This window comes from Pseudomonas sp. Lb2C2 (genome assembly GCF_052112205.1).
GTDB classification, from domain to species: domain Bacteria; phylum Pseudomonadota; class Gammaproteobacteria; order Pseudomonadales; family Pseudomonadaceae; genus Aquipseudomonas; species Aquipseudomonas kilonensis.
In genome coordinates, this window is record NZ_JAUTYW010000001.1 from 483,917 (window position 1) to 499,630 (window position 15,714).

A 15,714-nucleotide genomic window follows, 5' to 3' on the forward strand; every position below is an offset into this window, starting at 1 on the left:
TCAGATCCTTCTGAATTAACGTGAAATGATTGTTTTACTGAGTTGGCGCCCTTGAGTGTCGTAGGTGTAGTGAATGGAGCGATCCGGTTCGTTGATGCGCACTAGGGAATACAGCGTCGGGTGCCATTCGGTGGTGGTCGTTCTCGCTTGAGAAGTGCCGCTCGCTTCCGTGCGAGAGGTTTCCAGGCCTCGGTCGTTGTAGAGGTAGGTGGTTATATTGCCGTTGTTGTCTGTTTTTGTTGTCAGCAGACCGCGGGTGTCGTAAGTGAAACTTGAGTTGCTATCGGGACAGTTGGTCGATGGAAACCCTGTAATGGATTTGATGCGTTTGATGTTTTGAATCAATTCAAATTGATAGTGCGTCTGCTTGCCCAACGCGTTAGTGACCGTGGACGATCCATCGCTGTTGTAGCTGACCAGGACTTTTTCAGCTCCAGCAGCGTGCTCACCTGAAATGGCGCGTCCTTGTTCATCATAGGTCCATGTGGCGTAACGCACCCCGCGTTCATCGATAATACCGGTCAGCAGTCTGCTGTCGTTGGGGTCTTGATAGAGGTATTGTTTGTTTTCAGTGTGGTTTGGATAGTTTTTGGTCATTGAAGTAAGTTGTTTGTAATCATTATAGATGTAGCTAATGTTTACGTTGTCCGCTGTGACGGTAAGAGGTTGCTTCTTTACGTCCTCGGTAAACGTTAAGGTGTTGCCAAAGCCATCAGTGACAGTTGCAACGGTATTTAAGTATGTGATGTTTAATGCGATCCCTGATTTGATAAGCGCTATGAGCCTTCCGTCGCTGTCAAACTCAAGCACCTGGTTGTTGGAGGCATGATAGCTCCAGCGGTTGGACAGGCGGGTGAGCTTGCCTGTTTCTGGTGGCTTACCCTTATACGACGCACCTTCCTTTTCGAAATAGGAGAGATTTCCATTATGATGAACAAGCGTGATCAGGTTCTCTTCGAAGCTTAGCCAGGATGAATAACCATGTCGCCATGCTCCATCGGCGCTTCTGTAGGACTTTGAAAATTCGAGTGGATTTAAAGCTGAATGTGAGTTCGAAACAGAGTAGTCATTTTCGAGTTGTATTTTATAGCCTGTTGCGAAATTTATCGGATTTCCCGTGAGGCTTGAAGGGCAGCTATTGTCCACCCCTTGGGCTTCGCATTGTTCGGTAAATTTATTAAAAGTTTTCCCGCCTTCGCATGAGTTGCGATACCTGTATATCGATATGGCTAGATTGTCATCGGGGACGTTGCCATAGAAAAGGTTACAGGTCCATTGGTTTTCCTTTGAAGTGGGAGTGGCAGAGCCGTATTCATACATTTCGTAGTCAGTGTTTTCGTGCAAAAAACGACAGGCTAGTTCTGGGGATAGATGATTTTTCTGTGGTCCGTGCCAATTCCAAGCTTCCGGTTGAATATGCCAATAATATTCCTCTGCTGTTGTGTTAAAACTGGTGGCAAGCAGTGAGAGTGACAGAGAGTATGAGGCGAGTATTTTGGGGGACATTGGGCGTCCTTGCGGTTTTTAGGTTTTAAACTCCCTTAATGATCTCTCGGTACTACGCTGTGAAAACGATACATATATATTGTGTTTGTAACCTTGTGTTGTGATCCAGCAAAGCACTCGCCACGCTGGCAGTCAGGAAAACGGCCAATAGCCACCGATCGCTGCGCGTCGCCTACAATCACTTGTGTATTTGACTTCCCGCGGCGTAGGACAACTTTTCACGTCTAGTCGCTTTCAGAACACGTTTCGTCGTCCATGTGCAATCGCCAACCCCCGGGAGTGGCAAGCTGTGAGGATGCCCCGGACCAGGTGCGCCAAAGACACCTGGCCGGAGAGCGAGAATGGCGATCGGATGTGCCACGCGACCGTGACGTGGACCGGACGCCGCAGCCAAGACTCCGGACGGCTGCCGCTATGCGGCGGTGTCGTTCGAGATGCCGAGGTACGTTTATGCCTGATGAGACGCTTCACCTGCCGTTGATCCACAGCGTGCTTGCGCGCGAAAAGGACACCCCCGGTGCCTTGCTGCCTATTCTCCATGCCATCCAGGCAGGCTGCGGGTATGTCCCCGACAGCGCCGTCCCGGAGATCGCCCACGCCCTCAACCTCAGCCAGGCTGAAGTGCGCGGGGTCATCAGCTTCTACCATGACTTCCGTACCACGCCACCCGCGCGCCATACCCTGCGCCTGTGCCGGGCCGAGTCCTGCAAGAGCATGGGCGCCGAGACCCTGGCTGCGCAGCTGCGCGAGCAATTGGCGCTGGACGATCACGGCACCAGCGCCGATGGGAGCATCAGCCTGCGGCCAGTCTATTGCCTGGGTGCCTGCGTCTGCTCGCCGGCCCTGGAGCTGGATGGGGAGTTGCATGCGCGGATCACGCCCGAGCGTCTGCGTCAGTTGGTCAATGACTGCATGGAGGAGGGCGCATGCTGACGCTCTGTATCCCCCGCGATTCGGTGGCCCGTGCCGTGGGTGCGGACAAGGTGGCCGATGCGTTGGCCCGTGAGGCTGAGCGCCGACAGCTGTCATTGACGGTGTTGCGCACCAGTTCCCGTGGTCTCTATTGGCTGGAACCGCTGGTAGAGCTTGAAAGCGCCGGCGTCCGCCTGGGCTTTGGCCCTGTCACACCGGCCGATGTGCCGGGGCTGCTGGATGCGCTGGCAGGCGATCCCGGCAGCCATCCGCTGGCCCTGGGCCCGGTGGAGGACATTCCCTATCTCAAGAGCCAGCAGCGTCTGCTGTTCGCGCGCGCCGGCATCACGCAACCGCTGTCCCTGGACGACTACCGTGCCCGGGGCGGCTTCCTGGGTCTGGCCCGGTCCATCCAGATGGATGGCGCAGACGTGGTCGCCAGCGTGCTGGATTCCGGCCTGCGCGGTCGGGGCGGCGCGGCGTTTCCGGCGGGCATCAAGTGGCGCACGGTGCGTGATGCCGTGGGGGCGCAGAAGTATGTGGTGTGTAACGCCGATGAGGGCGACTCCGGCACCTTCGCCGACCGCATGTTGATGGAAGGCGACCCTTTCCTGCTGGTCGAAGGCATGATCATCGCCGGCATCGCCGTAGGCGCGACGATGGGCTACATCTACGTGCGTTCGGAATACCCGGCCGCCATCAGTACGCTGAACGAAGCGCTGCGCATCGCTCGCGACGCCGGCTATCTGGGCGCGAACGTGAGCGGTAGCGGCTGCGCCTTCGACATTGAGGTTCGTGTCGGGGCCGGCGCCTATATCTGCGGCGAAGAAACCGCACTGCTGGAATCCCTCGAGGGCAAGCGCGGCACGGTTCGTGCCAAACCGCCACTGCCGGCGATTCAAGGCCTGTTCGGGCTGCCGACGCTGGTGCACAACGTGGTGACCCTGGCCTCGGTGCCGATCATCCTGGAGAAAGGCGCGCAGTTCTATCGCGACTTCGGCATGGGCCGTTCCCTGGGCACGATGCCGTTCCAACTGGCCGGCAACGTCCGTCACGGCGGCCTGGTGGAGCGCGCCTTCGGCCTGAGCCTGCGTGAACTGGTGGAAGGCTACGGCGGCGGCACTGCCAGCGGTCGGCCCCTGAAGGCCGCGCAAGTGGGCGGGCCATTGGGCGCCTGGGTGCCGCCTGCGCAATTCGATACGCCGCTGGACTACGAAGCGTTCGCCGCCATGGGCGCGATGCTCGGTCACGGTGGCGTGGTGGTCGCCGACGACAGCCTGGACATGGCCCAGATGGCCCGGTTCGCCTTGCAGTTCTGCGCCGAGGAATCCTGCGGCAAGTGCACGCCGTGCCGGATCGGCTCCACCCGTGGGGTGGAAGTGGTGGATCGCTTGATCGCCAGCACCGAAGCCGGTGCTCGCCAGGAACAGGCCCTGCTGTTGCAGGACCTGTGCGACACCCTGCAATACGGTTCGCTCTGTGCCCTCGGTGGGATGACGTCCTACCCCGTCGCCAGTGCCCTCAAGTATTTCCCCGCCGACTTCGGTCTGGCGACCACGGAGGCCGACCAATGATCACTATCTTCGATCCCTGCAGCGATATCGACCTGGGCACCCCGGCGCGCGAAAGCGACGTGCAGGTCAGCCTGACCATCGACGGGCGCGAAATCAGCGTCGCCTCCGGCACCTCGGTCATGCGTGCCGCGGCCTTGCTCGGCACCACCATTCCCAAACTCTGCGCCACCGACAGCCTGGAAGCCTTCGGCTCCTGCCGCATGTGCCTGGTGGAAATCGACGGCATGCGCGGCTATCCCGCGTCCTGTACCACGCCGGTAACCGAAGGTATGGTTGTTCGCACGCAAACCTCCAAGCTCGCCACGCTGCGACGCAACGTGATGGAGCTGTACATTTCCGATCACCCGCTGGACTGCCTGACATGCTCGGCCAATGGCAACTGCGAATTGCAGACCGTGGCGGGGCAGGTGGGCCTGCGTGAAGTGCGCTATGGCTACGAAGGCGCCAATCACCTGGATGAAGCCAAGGACGTTTCCAACCCGTATTTCGAGTACGACCCGAGCAAGTGCATCGTCTGCAACCGCTGCGTGCGTGCCTGCGAGGAAATCCAGGGCACCTTCGCCCTGACGATCACCGGACGCGGTTTTGACTCTCGAGTGGCGGCGGCCGGCGGTGACCACTTCCTCGATTCCGAATGCGTTTCCTGCGGCGCCTGCGTGCAGGCGTGCCCGACGGCGACCCTGATCGACAAGAGCGTCGTGGAGATCGGCCAGCCGGAGCGCAGCGTCATTACCACTTGCGCCTACTGCGGCGTGGGTTGCTCGTTCCGCGCCGAGATGAAAGGCGAACAACTGGTGCGCATGGTCCCGGACAAGAACGGCCAGGCCAACCACGGTCACTCCTGCGTCAAGGGCCGCTTCGCCTGGGGCTACGCCACGCACCCGGACCGCATCACCAAGCCGATGATCCGCAAGCACATCGACGACCCGTGGCAGGAAGTCAGTTGGGACGAGGCGGTCACTTACGCCGCCAGCGAGTTGCGCCGGATCCAGCTCAAGTATGGGCGCGACTCCATCGGCGGCATCACCTCCAGCCGCTGCACCAACGAAGAAACCTACCTGGTGCAGAAACTGGTGCGCACCGCGTTCGGCAACAACAACGTCGACACCTGTGCCCGCGTCTGCCATTCGCCTACCGGTTACGGCCTCAAGCAGACCTTGGGCGAGTCCGCCGGCACCCAGAACTTCGACTCGGTGATGAAAGCCGACGTCATCCTGGTGATGGGCGCCAACCCGACTGACGCGCACCCGGTGTTCGGCTCCCAGCTCAAGCGCCGCCTGCGCCAGGGCGCACGGCTGATCGTCATCGACCCACGGCGCATCGACCTGGTGGATTCGCCTCACGCCCGTGCCGAGCTGCACTTGCAACTGCGTCCGGGCACCAACGTGGCAATGCTCAACGCGTTGGGCCATGTGATTGCCACCGAAGGCTTGATTGACCAGCCTTTTGTCGAGGCACGCTGCGAGGCGGCGGACTTCGCTCGCTGGCGCGATTTCGTCAGCCTGCCGGAAAACTCCCCCGAGGTGCTGGGCCCGGTGTGTGGCGTGCCTGCCGAGCAGATCCGCGCCGCCGCACGGCTCTACGCCACCGGCGGCAACGCGGCCATCTACTACGGCCTCGGTGTCACCGAGCACAGCCAGGGCAGCACCTCGGTCATGGGCATCGCCAACCTGGCCATGGCCACCGGCAACATCGGTCGCGAAGGTGTCGGGGTGAACCCGCTGCGTGGACAGAACAACGTCCAGGGCTCCTGCGACATGGGCTCGTTCCCCCACGAACTGCCGGGCTATCGGCATATTTCCAACGAAGCGGTACGCGCCCAGTTCGAACAGGCGTGGAACGTCACCCTGCAACCCGATCCGGGCCTGCGTATCCCGAACATGTTCGAGGCGGCCCTGGATGGCACCTTCAAGGCCCTTTATTGCCAAGGTGAGGACATCGCCCAGAGCGACCCCAACACCCAGCATGTGACGGCCGCGCTGTCCGCTTTGGAATGCGTGATCGTCCAGGACATCTTCCTCAACGAGACGGCCAAGTTCGCCCACGTGTTCCTGCCGGGCAGCTCGTTCCTGGAGAAGGACGGTACCTTCACCAACGCCGAACGCCGCATCTCCCGCGTTCGCAAGGTGATGGACCCGTTGGCCGGCAAGGCCGACTGGGAAGCCACCATCGCCCTGGCCGACGCCCTGGGCTACAAGATGCACTACAACCATCCTTCGGAAATCATGGATGAAATCGCCCGCCTGACGCCGACTTTCACCCGTGTCAGCTACGCCGAACTGGATCGTCACGGCAGCCTGCAATGGCCTTGTAACGATGCCGCACCGGACGGTACGCCGACCATGCACATCGACCAGTTCGTGCGCGGCAAGGGCCGTTTCATGCTCACCGGCTACGTGCCCACCGATGAGAAGGTCAACGGCCGCTACCCGCTGCTGCTGACCACCGGACGCATCCTCAGCCAGTACAACGTCGGCGCCCAGACCCGACGCACCGACAACGTGGCCTGGCACGAGGAGGACCGGTTGGAGATTCACCCAACCGACGCCGAGAACCGCGGGATCGTCGACGAAGACTGGGTGGGTATCGGCAGTCGTGCCGGGCAGACGGTACTGCGCGCGAAGGTGACCGAGCGGGTGGCACCGGGCGTGGTCTACACCACGTTCCACTTCCCTGAATCGGGCGCCAACGTGATCACCACCGACAACTCCGACTGGGCCACCAACTGCCCGGAATACAAGGTGACGGCGGTCGAGATCGTGCGGGTCAGCCAGCCTTCGGAATGGCAGAAGCGCTACCAGGCCTTCAGTGATGAACAAAGCCGCTTGCTCAGGGAACGTCGCCATGCCGAGAAAGCCGAGGTGCGTCGATGAGTTCTGACAGCCTGATCAAGATGGCCAACCAGATCGCCCAGTACTTCGCCAGCGAGCCGGATCACGCGGTGGCGGTGCGGGGCGTGTACCAGCACATCAAGAGCTTCTGGACGCCGACCATGTATCGCGACTTGATGGCCTGGCAAACGAAACATCCCGCCGCTGTCCTGCACCCGTTGGTGTTGGAGGCATTGATGGAGTTTGAAAAAGCGGCTTAGGAAGGAAATGCTGTAGAACCTGCACACAGCCCCGGCCGGCGCCCTCGTCAACGACGAAGGGAACCGACCGGGGCTGTGTGCATTTCAGTTATTGATTATTGACGGTGATGTAGGGATCCCATGTGTTGTTCGGGCCGATCTGGTTCAGGTTACGGTCCAGCAGAACGAAGACGATTTGGTACCAGAGCTTTCCCGGGCTCAGCGCAGTGGACTGCCAGACGGTATAGGTCACATCGGTCTTGGCAATGCCTCCGGGGGCACCGTTGTCCAGATAGGGCACTGGAATGCCGGGGATATTGAAAGATTGCGGGGTCGAGATGGTGCCCTTGTAATCACCGCCCTGATGAGGGTCGCCGATCACGACGTTTTTGATCAATGCGATGCGGTCGAAGTTGCGCGACAGCGTGGTGGCGCGCCAGCGAATGATGTCGCCAGGTTTTACGTCGAACCACAACTCGTTACCGCCTTCGCCTTCGCCGCTGGAGATGTTGGCGTGGCTGTCGATGGCGCTGCGGGTCACCAGCATGGCAATCGCACCGCCTACGTCATTGGGGTGGGCGAGCAGGTAATCGGCGTCAACGTTGACGAGCACATCAATGGTTTGGGTCGCTCCAGACATGTTGTTGCTCCTTGAGGGTAATGACAGTGACGACCGCCCTTCAAAGGGTGTCCGGGCCACCCGGTCCCTGGGTGCGGTCTCGGGAGGAACGATAGGTGATGGCTTTGTAGTGTCAAATTTCGAATTCTTGACGCTGGCGAAACGGAGCGAAGCGCAGTACAACCAAGGCTTTGATTTACCTTTGCCCTGGTCGATCTCTTAATGGGCTTTTGGTTATTTTCCGAGGGCAACAGTGGACAAAGGCGCACAACCGTTATCGGTGACTGCTTCTGATCCTGCGGAGGATGGGAGCCATTGCCGACCGCGGTTCAGTTGTGGGACTGATTCGCCGTCCAGCGCTTCATTTCTTCGGCAATGAAGTGATGCACCAGGTCGCTGTACATCTTCTCGATGGCATCCGGGTTCAAGCCTTCGGCCTCGGCCCACACACGTCGTGTCGCCAGCATGGCCTTGAAACGCTCCGGTGCCTGCACCGAGGCCGCCGAGGTCTTGAATTTAGAGGCCGCAAGCACGTATTGATAGCGCTTGCCCAGCAACGTGATGACCGCTTGGTCGAGGGCATCGATTTCGCGTCGGATGTCCTCCATGCCGGTACATTCTGAAGGTTGCAACGGGTCCATGCAGTGAGCTCCGCTTGTTGGATAAGACCGGCCCGACGTGAGCCGATCTTCTGATGGGGTTTAGAAGCACCAGTCCTCAGCGCGAACGACACGACAGAAGGCGCCTGCCAGGGTTGCGTTGTGATGGGCGACGATCATTTCTGCCTTCAATTCAGGCGTGTCGGAACAGGTATGACCGTCGGCGATCAGGACCGCGTCGAACCCCAGGTCCCGAGCGGCTCGGCAGGTGCTGTCGATACAATACTGGGTTTTCATACCGGTGATGACCAGGCCTTCAGCAGCGCAAGCCTTTAGCCGCTCTGCCAGGCCCGTCTGGGTGAAGGCGTTGGGGCGGTTTTTTTCGAAGATGACTTCATCACCCTCCAACTGCAGTGCCTGCACCAGTTGCGTCAGCGGGCTTGCAGGCTCGATGGGCGAGCCAGGCGGGCCTACGTGGCGAGCCAGGAAAATCGGTGCCCCAGCCCTCCTGGCCTTGAGCAGCAAGCCATTCAACGTGTCCAGCAACGCTTCGCCGGCCCAGGGTTTATCCGGGCCGTGAAACAACCCAATTTGCATATCGAGAATCAACAGAGCGTGCATGGTGCTTTCCTTGCGTGTGGGCCAGCGACGCAAGGGCAAAAGAAAAGGCCCTTACCATCGCTGGCGGGCCTTTGAGATACGTGTGTTATTGGCTCACGACACCTCACGACCCGCCTTGGCGGTCGTGGTTGTGGTGGTCGAGGCGATCTGAGAAAAATTCATGGCCTGACAGTACCTGCAGGCAATCCAGCTTGGCAAGACTTGCTTGCGCAGATGTATGTGGCCTCTGTTTGGACCCAGGGACAGGGGGCACTGTGGCGAGGGAGCTTGCTCCCGCTCGGCTGCGCAGCAGTCGTAAAACCGGCTGGTGCGGTTTACCTGTTGCACTGCGGTGACTGGTTTTGGGGTTGCTTCGCAACCCAGCGGGAGCAAGCTCCCTCGCCACAGAGGCTGGCTAGCCTTCCAGTCCGCGCTGTTCGATCACGCCAAACACATCCGCCACATCCTGCACCAGGATCCGGGCGACGTTGGTGATGGTGTTGATGTCGCTCGATGCCGAATCACGCAGGCTGCTGCACGCCACCAAGGTCAGGTAATCGAGCGTGGCGTGCAGGCGTTCGCTGGCGCAAGCGTGGAGTTCGGGGAGTGGGGCTTGGGTGTCGATCAGCAGGACGGGATGGGTGGTGGCGGTTTGGGTGAGAGGGGTGAAGCGGCTGGATGAGTGAGTTGTCATGAGGTTGAATTCCTTTTAAGAAAGAAGAAATGCCACCTTTTTGCTGCGAATCAAATGGGTGGCAGTTGCGCGAGGGTTCGCAGACCGAGGAAAGAATCCAAAAACTCGGCAGACCCGAAAGTCTCCCGCGCACAACCGCCATAAAATGAACGCGGGCAAGTTTGCCTGAATTTCATTTGACGGTATTAGATCTTTTTCATCGAGGGCTGCGAAACCCAGCCACCGGCCAAAGCCAGCGACGACCCAACTATAGAAGTCGATCCCGGCACCCACAACCGACCTGTAGGACGCACGCTCCACCTGTGGCGAGGGAGCTTGCTCCCGCTCGGCTGCGCAGCAGTCGCAAAACCGGTACCTGCGGAGTACCTGGCGAAAAGAGGTGCCTGGTTTGGGGCCGCTTCGCAGCCCAGCGGGGATAAATCCCCTCGCCACAGAGGTAAATTCCTACGAGATTTTCGGAGCGCCGTTGGCCGCGCTCCAAAGCGCATAAGGCATCTCCCGGCTAACGCAATTCCCCTGTGGGAGCGAGCTTGCTCGCGATGGCATTCGATCAGTCAACATTGATGTCGGCTGACAGGGCGCCATCGCGAGCAAGCTCGCTCCCACAATGGGTTAGCAACCAATCAACAAAAACCTGCGTCTCAGCCACCGCATCCCTGGACACCCCGTAGTAATAGCGGACTAGCGGCAGGCGCAACGACGGCAGTGGACAGGTCAGGCGCCCGTTGGACAAATCCCTGCCCAGCAGCGAAGCCGGACACAACGCCACGCCCAGCCCATCGACGGCGGCCTGCAGCACGAGGTGCATGTGATCGAATTGCAGGGTCGGCAAGTTGTTCAATGGCTCGATCCCTGCGTGTTCCGCCCAGTCTTGCCAATCGCTGCTGCGCGTCCTGCCCGACAATAAGGTGTGCCGGGCCAGGTCGTGGACGTTTTCCAATGGCACGCTTTGCAGCAACGACGGTGCGGCGACCAGCAGCAGGTCGTCTTCCAGCAACACCGTGGGCTGTACATGGGGCGACCAGCCGGCGTGCCCGCGACGGATGACCACGTCGAACGTTTCCCGTAACGGATCGGGAGGCCGGGTGCTGGTGACGACGTCGGGCTTGATGTCTGGATGGAGCGCCATGAAGTCGGGCAGTCGCGGGATCAGCCAACGCACCGCGAAGGAGGGGCGCACGTTGATGGTCACTTTGCGCTGGGCAGCACTGCGTGTCAGTGCGGTGGCGGCGTTGGCGATCTGGGTCAGCGCCTCGCTGACCTGTTCGTAGAAAGCCTGGCCGGCCGGCGTGAGCAAGGACTGGCGGGTTCGACGTTCGAACAGCAACACACCCAAGCGCTCTTCAAGCAGCTTTACGTGGCGGCTGACGGCGCTGTGGCTGACGTGCAGTTCTTCGGCGGCGCGGCTGAAACTCTGGTGGCGAGCGGCAGCGGCGAAGGCGCGGACGGCGTTCAACGGGGGGAGGTTGGCGATCATGTGTCTAATTTAGTCACATATGCGCTGCAATTAAAGCGTTTGTCAGCGTCCCGGTGCCACGCCACCCTGAAGGCCACAGCAATTCGCCTTCAATGTGGAGTGATGCATGGCCGGTTACGGACTTTTTCTGATCCTGGCGACCCTGACGGTGCTCAGCCCGGGCCCCGGTGTGGTGCTGACGATTTCCAATGCCTTGCGCCATGGCTGGCGCGGCGCGCTGCCGGGCATCTTCGGGATCGCGTCGGGCGCGTTTATCGTGGCGGGTATCTGCGCCAGCAGCTTGGGGTTGATCCTGGCCGCCTCGGCGACGGCCTTCACGCTGTTGAAATACATCGGCGCGCTGTACTTGTTGTACCTGGGCATCAAGATGTGGCGCACCCAACGCTTCGTGCCCGAACTCACGGTCACGTCCACGCGCCCGTGGCGGCGATTCGGCGAGGCGCTGTCGATCCAGTTGCTCAACCCCAAGGCCGGGTTTTTCTTCCTGGCCGTGTTCCCTCAATTCATCAAGCCGGAGGGCGATTACTACAGCCAGTTCTTCTTGCTGGTGTCGTCCTATAGCGTGCTTGTGGTGCTGGTGCATTGCGGTTATGCGCTGATGGCCAATGGCGCCAGGGGCTGGCTCTCGTCGAGCCAGGGCGCCAGGATCGTCGGCAAATTGTCGGGCATCACCTTCCTGGGTTTCGGCGTGCTGATGGCGTCTGCCAGCAAGTGACGAGTACAGCTCAACGCCGTCCCGTCCGCGTACTCACATCCACCCACACCGCCAGCACCAGAATGCTGCCTTTGACGATCATCTGCCAGTAGCTGTCGACGTCGAGCATGGACATGCCGTTGTCCAGGCTGGTGATCACCAGCGCGCCGAGGAGGGCGCCGTAGACCGTGCCGGAACCGCCGCGCATGGAGGTGCCGCCGATGAAGCAGGCGGCGATGGCGTCGAGTTCGCCCATGTTGCCGGCCGAGGGTGAACCGGCGGCCAGGCGTGCGGTGTTGACCACGCCGGCGAGGGCGCACATCACGCCCATGATGCCGAAGATCCACAGCTTCACGGCCTGTACGTTGATGCCGGACAGGCGCGTGGCTTCCATGTTGCTGCCCACCGAATAGACACGTCGACCGAACACGGTCTGGCTGGTGACATAGCTGAATACGCCCAGCAGGATCAGCAGGAGCAGCACCGGCACCGGGATGCCGTCGTAGCTGTTGAGGGTATAGACGAACCCGGCCAGCACCGCGCCGATCACCACCACGCGCAATACGTCACGCACCAGGGAGTGGGCCGCGAGGCCATGGAGGGCACGGTTGCGCCGCTGTTTCCAGGTCAGGAACAGCGTCAGGGCGAACAACAGGATGCCGAGCCCGGTCCCGACCGTGTGCGGCAAGTAACCCTGGCCAACGTAGACCAGTTCCGGTGACACCGGGGCAATGGTGGTACCGCCAGTCACCCCCAGCAGGACGCCGCGAAAAGCAAGCATGCCACCCAGGCCAACAATGAACGACGGGATCCGCAGGTAGGCGGTCATGTAGCCGTTGCCCAAGCCGATCACCAAGCCGCACAGGGCCACCAGGCTCAGGTTCGCCAGCAGCGGGATGTGATAGACCACATCGAGAATCGCCGCCAGGCCACCCAATAGCCCAAGCAACGAACCCACCGACAAATCGATTTCGCCACTGATGATCACCAGCACCATGCCGCAGGCAAGGATCCCGGTGATGGACATTTGCCGCAGCAGGTTGGAGAGGTTGCGCGGGGTCAAGAATCCGCCGTCGGTCTGCCAACTGAAGAACAGCCAGATCAGCGCCACGGCGATCACCAGCGCGAGCATTTTGTAGCGGGAAAACAGCTGTTTGACCTGATTCATCTACGCGGACTTCCGATCATTATTGTTATGGCCATCGGGATGGCTGAGCGCGGCGGCGAGCACCTGTTCCTGGGTCAGTTCGTGGTTGATGAAGTCGCCGCGCAACTGGCCTTCGCCGATCACCAGGACGCGGTCGGAAACCCCCAAGACTTCGGCCAGCTCCGAGGACACCATGATGATCGACACGCCTTCGGCCGCCAGCGCGCCCATCAGCTTGTAGATCTCGTACTTGGCGCCGACGTCCACGCCGCGGGTCGGCTCATCGAGAATCAGTACACGGGGTTTGGTCAGGAGCATTTTCGCCAGCACGGCTTTTTGCTGGTTGCCGCCGGAGAGGCTGGTGATCGGCAAGAACGGGCTCGCGGTCTTGAGGTGCATGCGCGCGATTTCCTTGTCGATGCTGCCCAGTTCGGCTTCGGCGTCGATGCGGGTCAGTTTCGAATAATTGTCCAGCACCGCCAGGGTGATGTTCTGGCCCACGCCCAGGTCGGGGATGATGCCTTGGCGCTTGCGATCTTCGGGGACCATGCACAGGCCGGCACGGATCGACTTGAGCGGCGTGCGCGTGTCGATGGGTTGGCCGCCCAGCCAGACTTCACCTTCGTAGCGGCCGGGGTAGGCGCCGAACAGCGCTGACACCAGTTCCGTGCGGCCGGCGCCGACCAGCCCGGCGATGCCGAGGATTTCCCCGCGCTTGAGGACGAACGAAATGTCGTCGACCCGTTTGCGCCTGGGGTTGTCGACGTCGTAGCAGGTGATGTGGCGCGCCTCGAAAATCACCTCGCCGATGTCGTGGGGTTCGGTGGGGTAGAGGTTGCTCATTTCCCGTCCGACCATCTGGGTGATGATCTTCGGGATGCTCATGTCCGCCATCGCGGTGGTGGCGATGTGTTTGCCATCGCGGATCACCGAGATGGTGTCGCACACGGCGGCCACTTCATCGAGCTTGTGGGAGATGTAGACGCAGGCGACGCCCTTGGCCTTGAGGTCGCGGATGATGTCCAGCAGCACCTCGATTTCCGAGCGGGTCAGGGCCGAGGAGGGCTCATCGAGGATCAACAGCCGAGCCTGCTTGTTCAGCGCCTTGGCGATTTCCACCAGTTGCTGGTAGCCACCGCCGTACTGTGAAACCGGCAGCGAGACGTTCATGTCCGGCACTTTGAGTTCACGCATCAGGGCTTCGGCGCGGTGGATCATCGCCGGGTAGTTCATGCGTCCGCCGGGCAGCGTGAGTTCGTGGCCCATGAAGATGTTTTCGGCCACCGACAGATCGGGGACCAGGGTCTGCTCCTGGTGAATGATGACGATGCCGGCGGCTTCGGTTTCGCTGATGGACTGCGCCTTGAGCGGCTGGCCGTCCCAAATAATCTCGCCTTCCCATGTGCCGTAGGGATAGACCGCCGACAGCACCTTCATCAGCGTGGATTTGCCGGCGCCGTTCTCACCGCACAGGCCGACACACTCACCCGGCCTGACCTTGATGTCGATGCCGTTCAGGGCTTTGACACCACCAAAGGTTTTGACGATGCCGTTCATTTGCAGCAGGTAGTCGGACATGGCAAGGACTCATGAAAAAGGGCTCACACATCAGCAGTGGGGCAGGCAGTCAAGCCATGTGACCTTGTGGGAGCGAGCTTGCTCGCGATAGCGGTGGTTCAGCTTGCATCAATGTTGGATGTGCTGCCGTCATCGCGAGCAAGCTCGCTCCCACAGGTTTTCTGCTTGATTGCCTGGTCAGATCACTGCCCGGCGATCTGCGCCTTGGTGTAGAACCCGTCCTTTTCCAGCAGGTCGATGTTGTCCTTGGTCAACGGCGTGGGGGTGAGCAGGATGGTGTCGACTTTCTTGCTGCCATTGTCGTATTGCGAGCTGAAGGTCGGCTTCTCGTTGCGCGCCAGTTGCACCGAGAGCTTGGCGGCTTCGGAGGCGATCAGCTTCAGTGGCTTGTAGACGGTCATGGTCTGGGTGCCATCGATCACGCGCTTGACCGCTGCCAGGTCAGCGTCCTGGCCCGAGATCGGCACCTTGCCGGCCATTTTCTGGGCGGCCAGGGCCTGGATGGCGCCGCCGGCGGTGGCGTCGTTGGAGGCGACGATGCCATCGATCTTGTTGTTGTTCCGGGTCAGGGCGTTTTCCACGATGCTCAAAGCTTCAGTGGGGTTCCATTCCTTCACCCACTGCTGGCCGACGATCTTGATGTCGCCCTTGTCGATGGCCGGTTGCAGCACCTTCATCTGGCCTTCGCGCAGGACCTTGGCGTTGTTGTCCGTCGGGGCGCCACCGAGCAGGAAGTAGTTGCCCTTGGGCGCGGCCTTCAGCACGCCGCTGGCCTGCATCTCGCCGACCTTTTCGTTATCGAAGGAAATGTAGGCGTCGATATCGGCGTTGAGGATCAGTCGGTCGTAGGACACAACCTTGATCCCGGCCTTCTTGGCTTCGGCGACGGCGTTGGTCAGCACGGTGGCGTTGAATGGCACGATGACGATCACATCGACGCCACGGGAGATCAGGTTTTCGATCTGCGAGATCTGCTTCTGCTCGTTGGCATCGGCCGACTGGACAAAGACCTTGGCGTCGAGTTTTTCCGCCGCCGCGACGAAGTAGTCACGGTCGCGCGACCAGCGTTCAAGGCGCAGGTCATCGATGGAAAAACCGATTTTCGGATGGGCCGCATCGGCCATGACCGGAAGCGAGAGCAGGGCGAGGGCGCCGGCGAGCAGGGTACGTTTGAATGTATTCATGTGGTGCGTCCTTTTATTGTTGTTTGAAAGACACTGCCTGACGATGAGCGTGATACCGGG

The 15,714-nt window shown here is 60.6% G+C and carries 14 protein-coding genes; 5 read left to right on the plus strand and 9 right to left on the minus strand.

The annotated features are described in order from the left end of the window. Window positions 1-15 precede the first annotated feature (15 nt). Window positions 16-1,506 carry a DUF6531 domain-containing protein gene (locus tag Q7F16_RS02090; protein WP_409555517.1) on the minus strand — a complete coding sequence of 497 codons (1,491 nt, stop codon included), beginning with the start codon at window positions 1,504-1,506 and terminating at the stop codon, window positions 16-18. A gap of 450 nt (window positions 1,507-1,956) precedes the next feature. Here Q7F16_RS02090 and Q7F16_RS02095 point away from each other — a divergent pair, with 450 nt between their 5' ends. From Q7F16_RS02095 to Q7F16_RS02110, 4 genes are read left to right on the plus strand one after another with little or no spacing between them, the layout of a single operon-like run. After that, entirely contained in the window at window positions 1,957-2,439 is a 483-nt protein-coding gene (locus tag Q7F16_RS02095; protein ID WP_003201284.1) for a formate dehydrogenase subunit gamma, read from the plus strand. Continuing rightward, on the plus strand, window positions 2,433-3,992 hold the full coding sequence (locus Q7F16_RS02100; protein WP_409555518.1) for a formate dehydrogenase beta subunit: 1,560 nt from the start codon (window positions 2,433-2,435) through the stop codon (window positions 3,990-3,992). The genes Q7F16_RS02095 and Q7F16_RS02100 overlap by 7 nt, the downstream gene beginning before the upstream one ends. Continuing rightward, entirely contained in the window at window positions 3,989-6,865 is a 2,877-nt protein-coding gene (gene fdhF, locus Q7F16_RS02105; RefSeq protein ID WP_409555519.1) for a formate dehydrogenase subunit alpha, read from the plus strand. The genes Q7F16_RS02100 and fdhF overlap by 4 nt, the downstream gene beginning before the upstream one ends. Then, window positions 6,862-7,083: a formate dehydrogenase subunit delta gene (locus Q7F16_RS02110; protein WP_409555520.1), complete on the plus strand. Its 222-nt coding sequence runs from the start codon at window positions 6,862-6,864 to the stop codon at window positions 7,081-7,083. The genes fdhF and Q7F16_RS02110 overlap by 4 nt, the downstream gene beginning before the upstream one ends. Window positions 7,084-7,171: 88 nt before the next feature. Here Q7F16_RS02110 and Q7F16_RS02115 read toward each other — a convergent pair whose 3' ends face one another. The 5 genes from Q7F16_RS02115 to gcvA all read right to left on the minus strand — a co-directional run bounded on the left by Q7F16_RS02115 (window position 7,172) and on the right by gcvA (window position 11,051). Then, on the minus strand, window positions 7,172-7,702 hold the full coding sequence (locus Q7F16_RS02115; protein ID WP_018602248.1) for an AidA/PixA family protein: 531 nt from the start codon (window positions 7,700-7,702) through the stop codon (window positions 7,172-7,174). Between the two features lie 308 nt (window positions 7,703-8,010). Beyond that, on the minus strand, window positions 8,011-8,322 hold the full coding sequence (locus Q7F16_RS02120) for an isochorismate lyase (protein WP_046062292.1): 312 nt from the start codon (window positions 8,320-8,322) through the stop codon (window positions 8,011-8,013). A 60-nt stretch (window positions 8,323-8,382) separates the two neighbouring features. Continuing rightward, window positions 8,383-8,901 carry an isochorismatase family protein gene (locus Q7F16_RS02125; protein WP_409555521.1) on the minus strand — a complete coding sequence of 173 codons (519 nt, stop codon included), beginning with the start codon at window positions 8,899-8,901 and terminating at the stop codon, window positions 8,383-8,385. 394 nt (window positions 8,902-9,295) lie between these two features. Further along, the gene (locus tag Q7F16_RS02130) at window positions 9,296-9,574 is read right to left on the minus strand and encodes a hypothetical protein (RefSeq protein ID WP_053162554.1); all 279 of its coding nucleotides are present in this window, start codon (window positions 9,572-9,574) and stop codon (window positions 9,296-9,298) included. A 550-nt stretch (window positions 9,575-10,124) separates the two neighbouring features. Next, window positions 10,125-11,051 carry a transcriptional regulator GcvA gene (gene gcvA, locus Q7F16_RS02135; RefSeq protein ID WP_409555522.1) on the minus strand — a complete coding sequence of 309 codons (927 nt, stop codon included), beginning with the start codon at window positions 11,049-11,051 and terminating at the stop codon, window positions 10,125-10,127. A gap of 106 nt (window positions 11,052-11,157) precedes the next feature. On the opposite strand from gcvA, the gene Q7F16_RS02140 reads away from it, so the two are divergent. After that, window positions 11,158-11,766 (plus strand): LysE family translocator, encoded by a 609-nt coding sequence (locus tag Q7F16_RS02140; protein ID WP_046062296.1) that lies wholly within the window; start codon window positions 11,158-11,160, stop codon window positions 11,764-11,766. A gap of 10 nt (window positions 11,767-11,776) precedes the next feature. Here the strand turns inward: Q7F16_RS02140 and Q7F16_RS02145 are convergent, their stop codons facing one another. From Q7F16_RS02145 to xylF, 3 genes are all read right to left on the minus strand, one after another. Next, on the minus strand, window positions 11,777-12,913 hold the full coding sequence (locus tag Q7F16_RS02145; RefSeq protein WP_018612820.1) for a sugar ABC transporter permease: 1,137 nt from the start codon (window positions 12,911-12,913) through the stop codon (window positions 11,777-11,779). After that, a complete protein-coding gene (xylG, locus tag Q7F16_RS02150) occupies window positions 12,914-14,470 on the minus strand; it encodes a D-xylose ABC transporter ATP-binding protein (protein ID WP_409555523.1) in 1,557 nt (518 codons plus the stop codon). 182 nt (window positions 14,471-14,652) lie between these two features. Continuing rightward, a complete protein-coding gene (gene xylF, locus Q7F16_RS02155; RefSeq protein WP_013693217.1) occupies window positions 14,653-15,654 on the minus strand; it encodes a D-xylose ABC transporter substrate-binding protein in 1,002 nt (333 codons plus the stop codon). Between the last annotated feature and the right edge of the window lie 60 nt (window positions 15,655-15,714).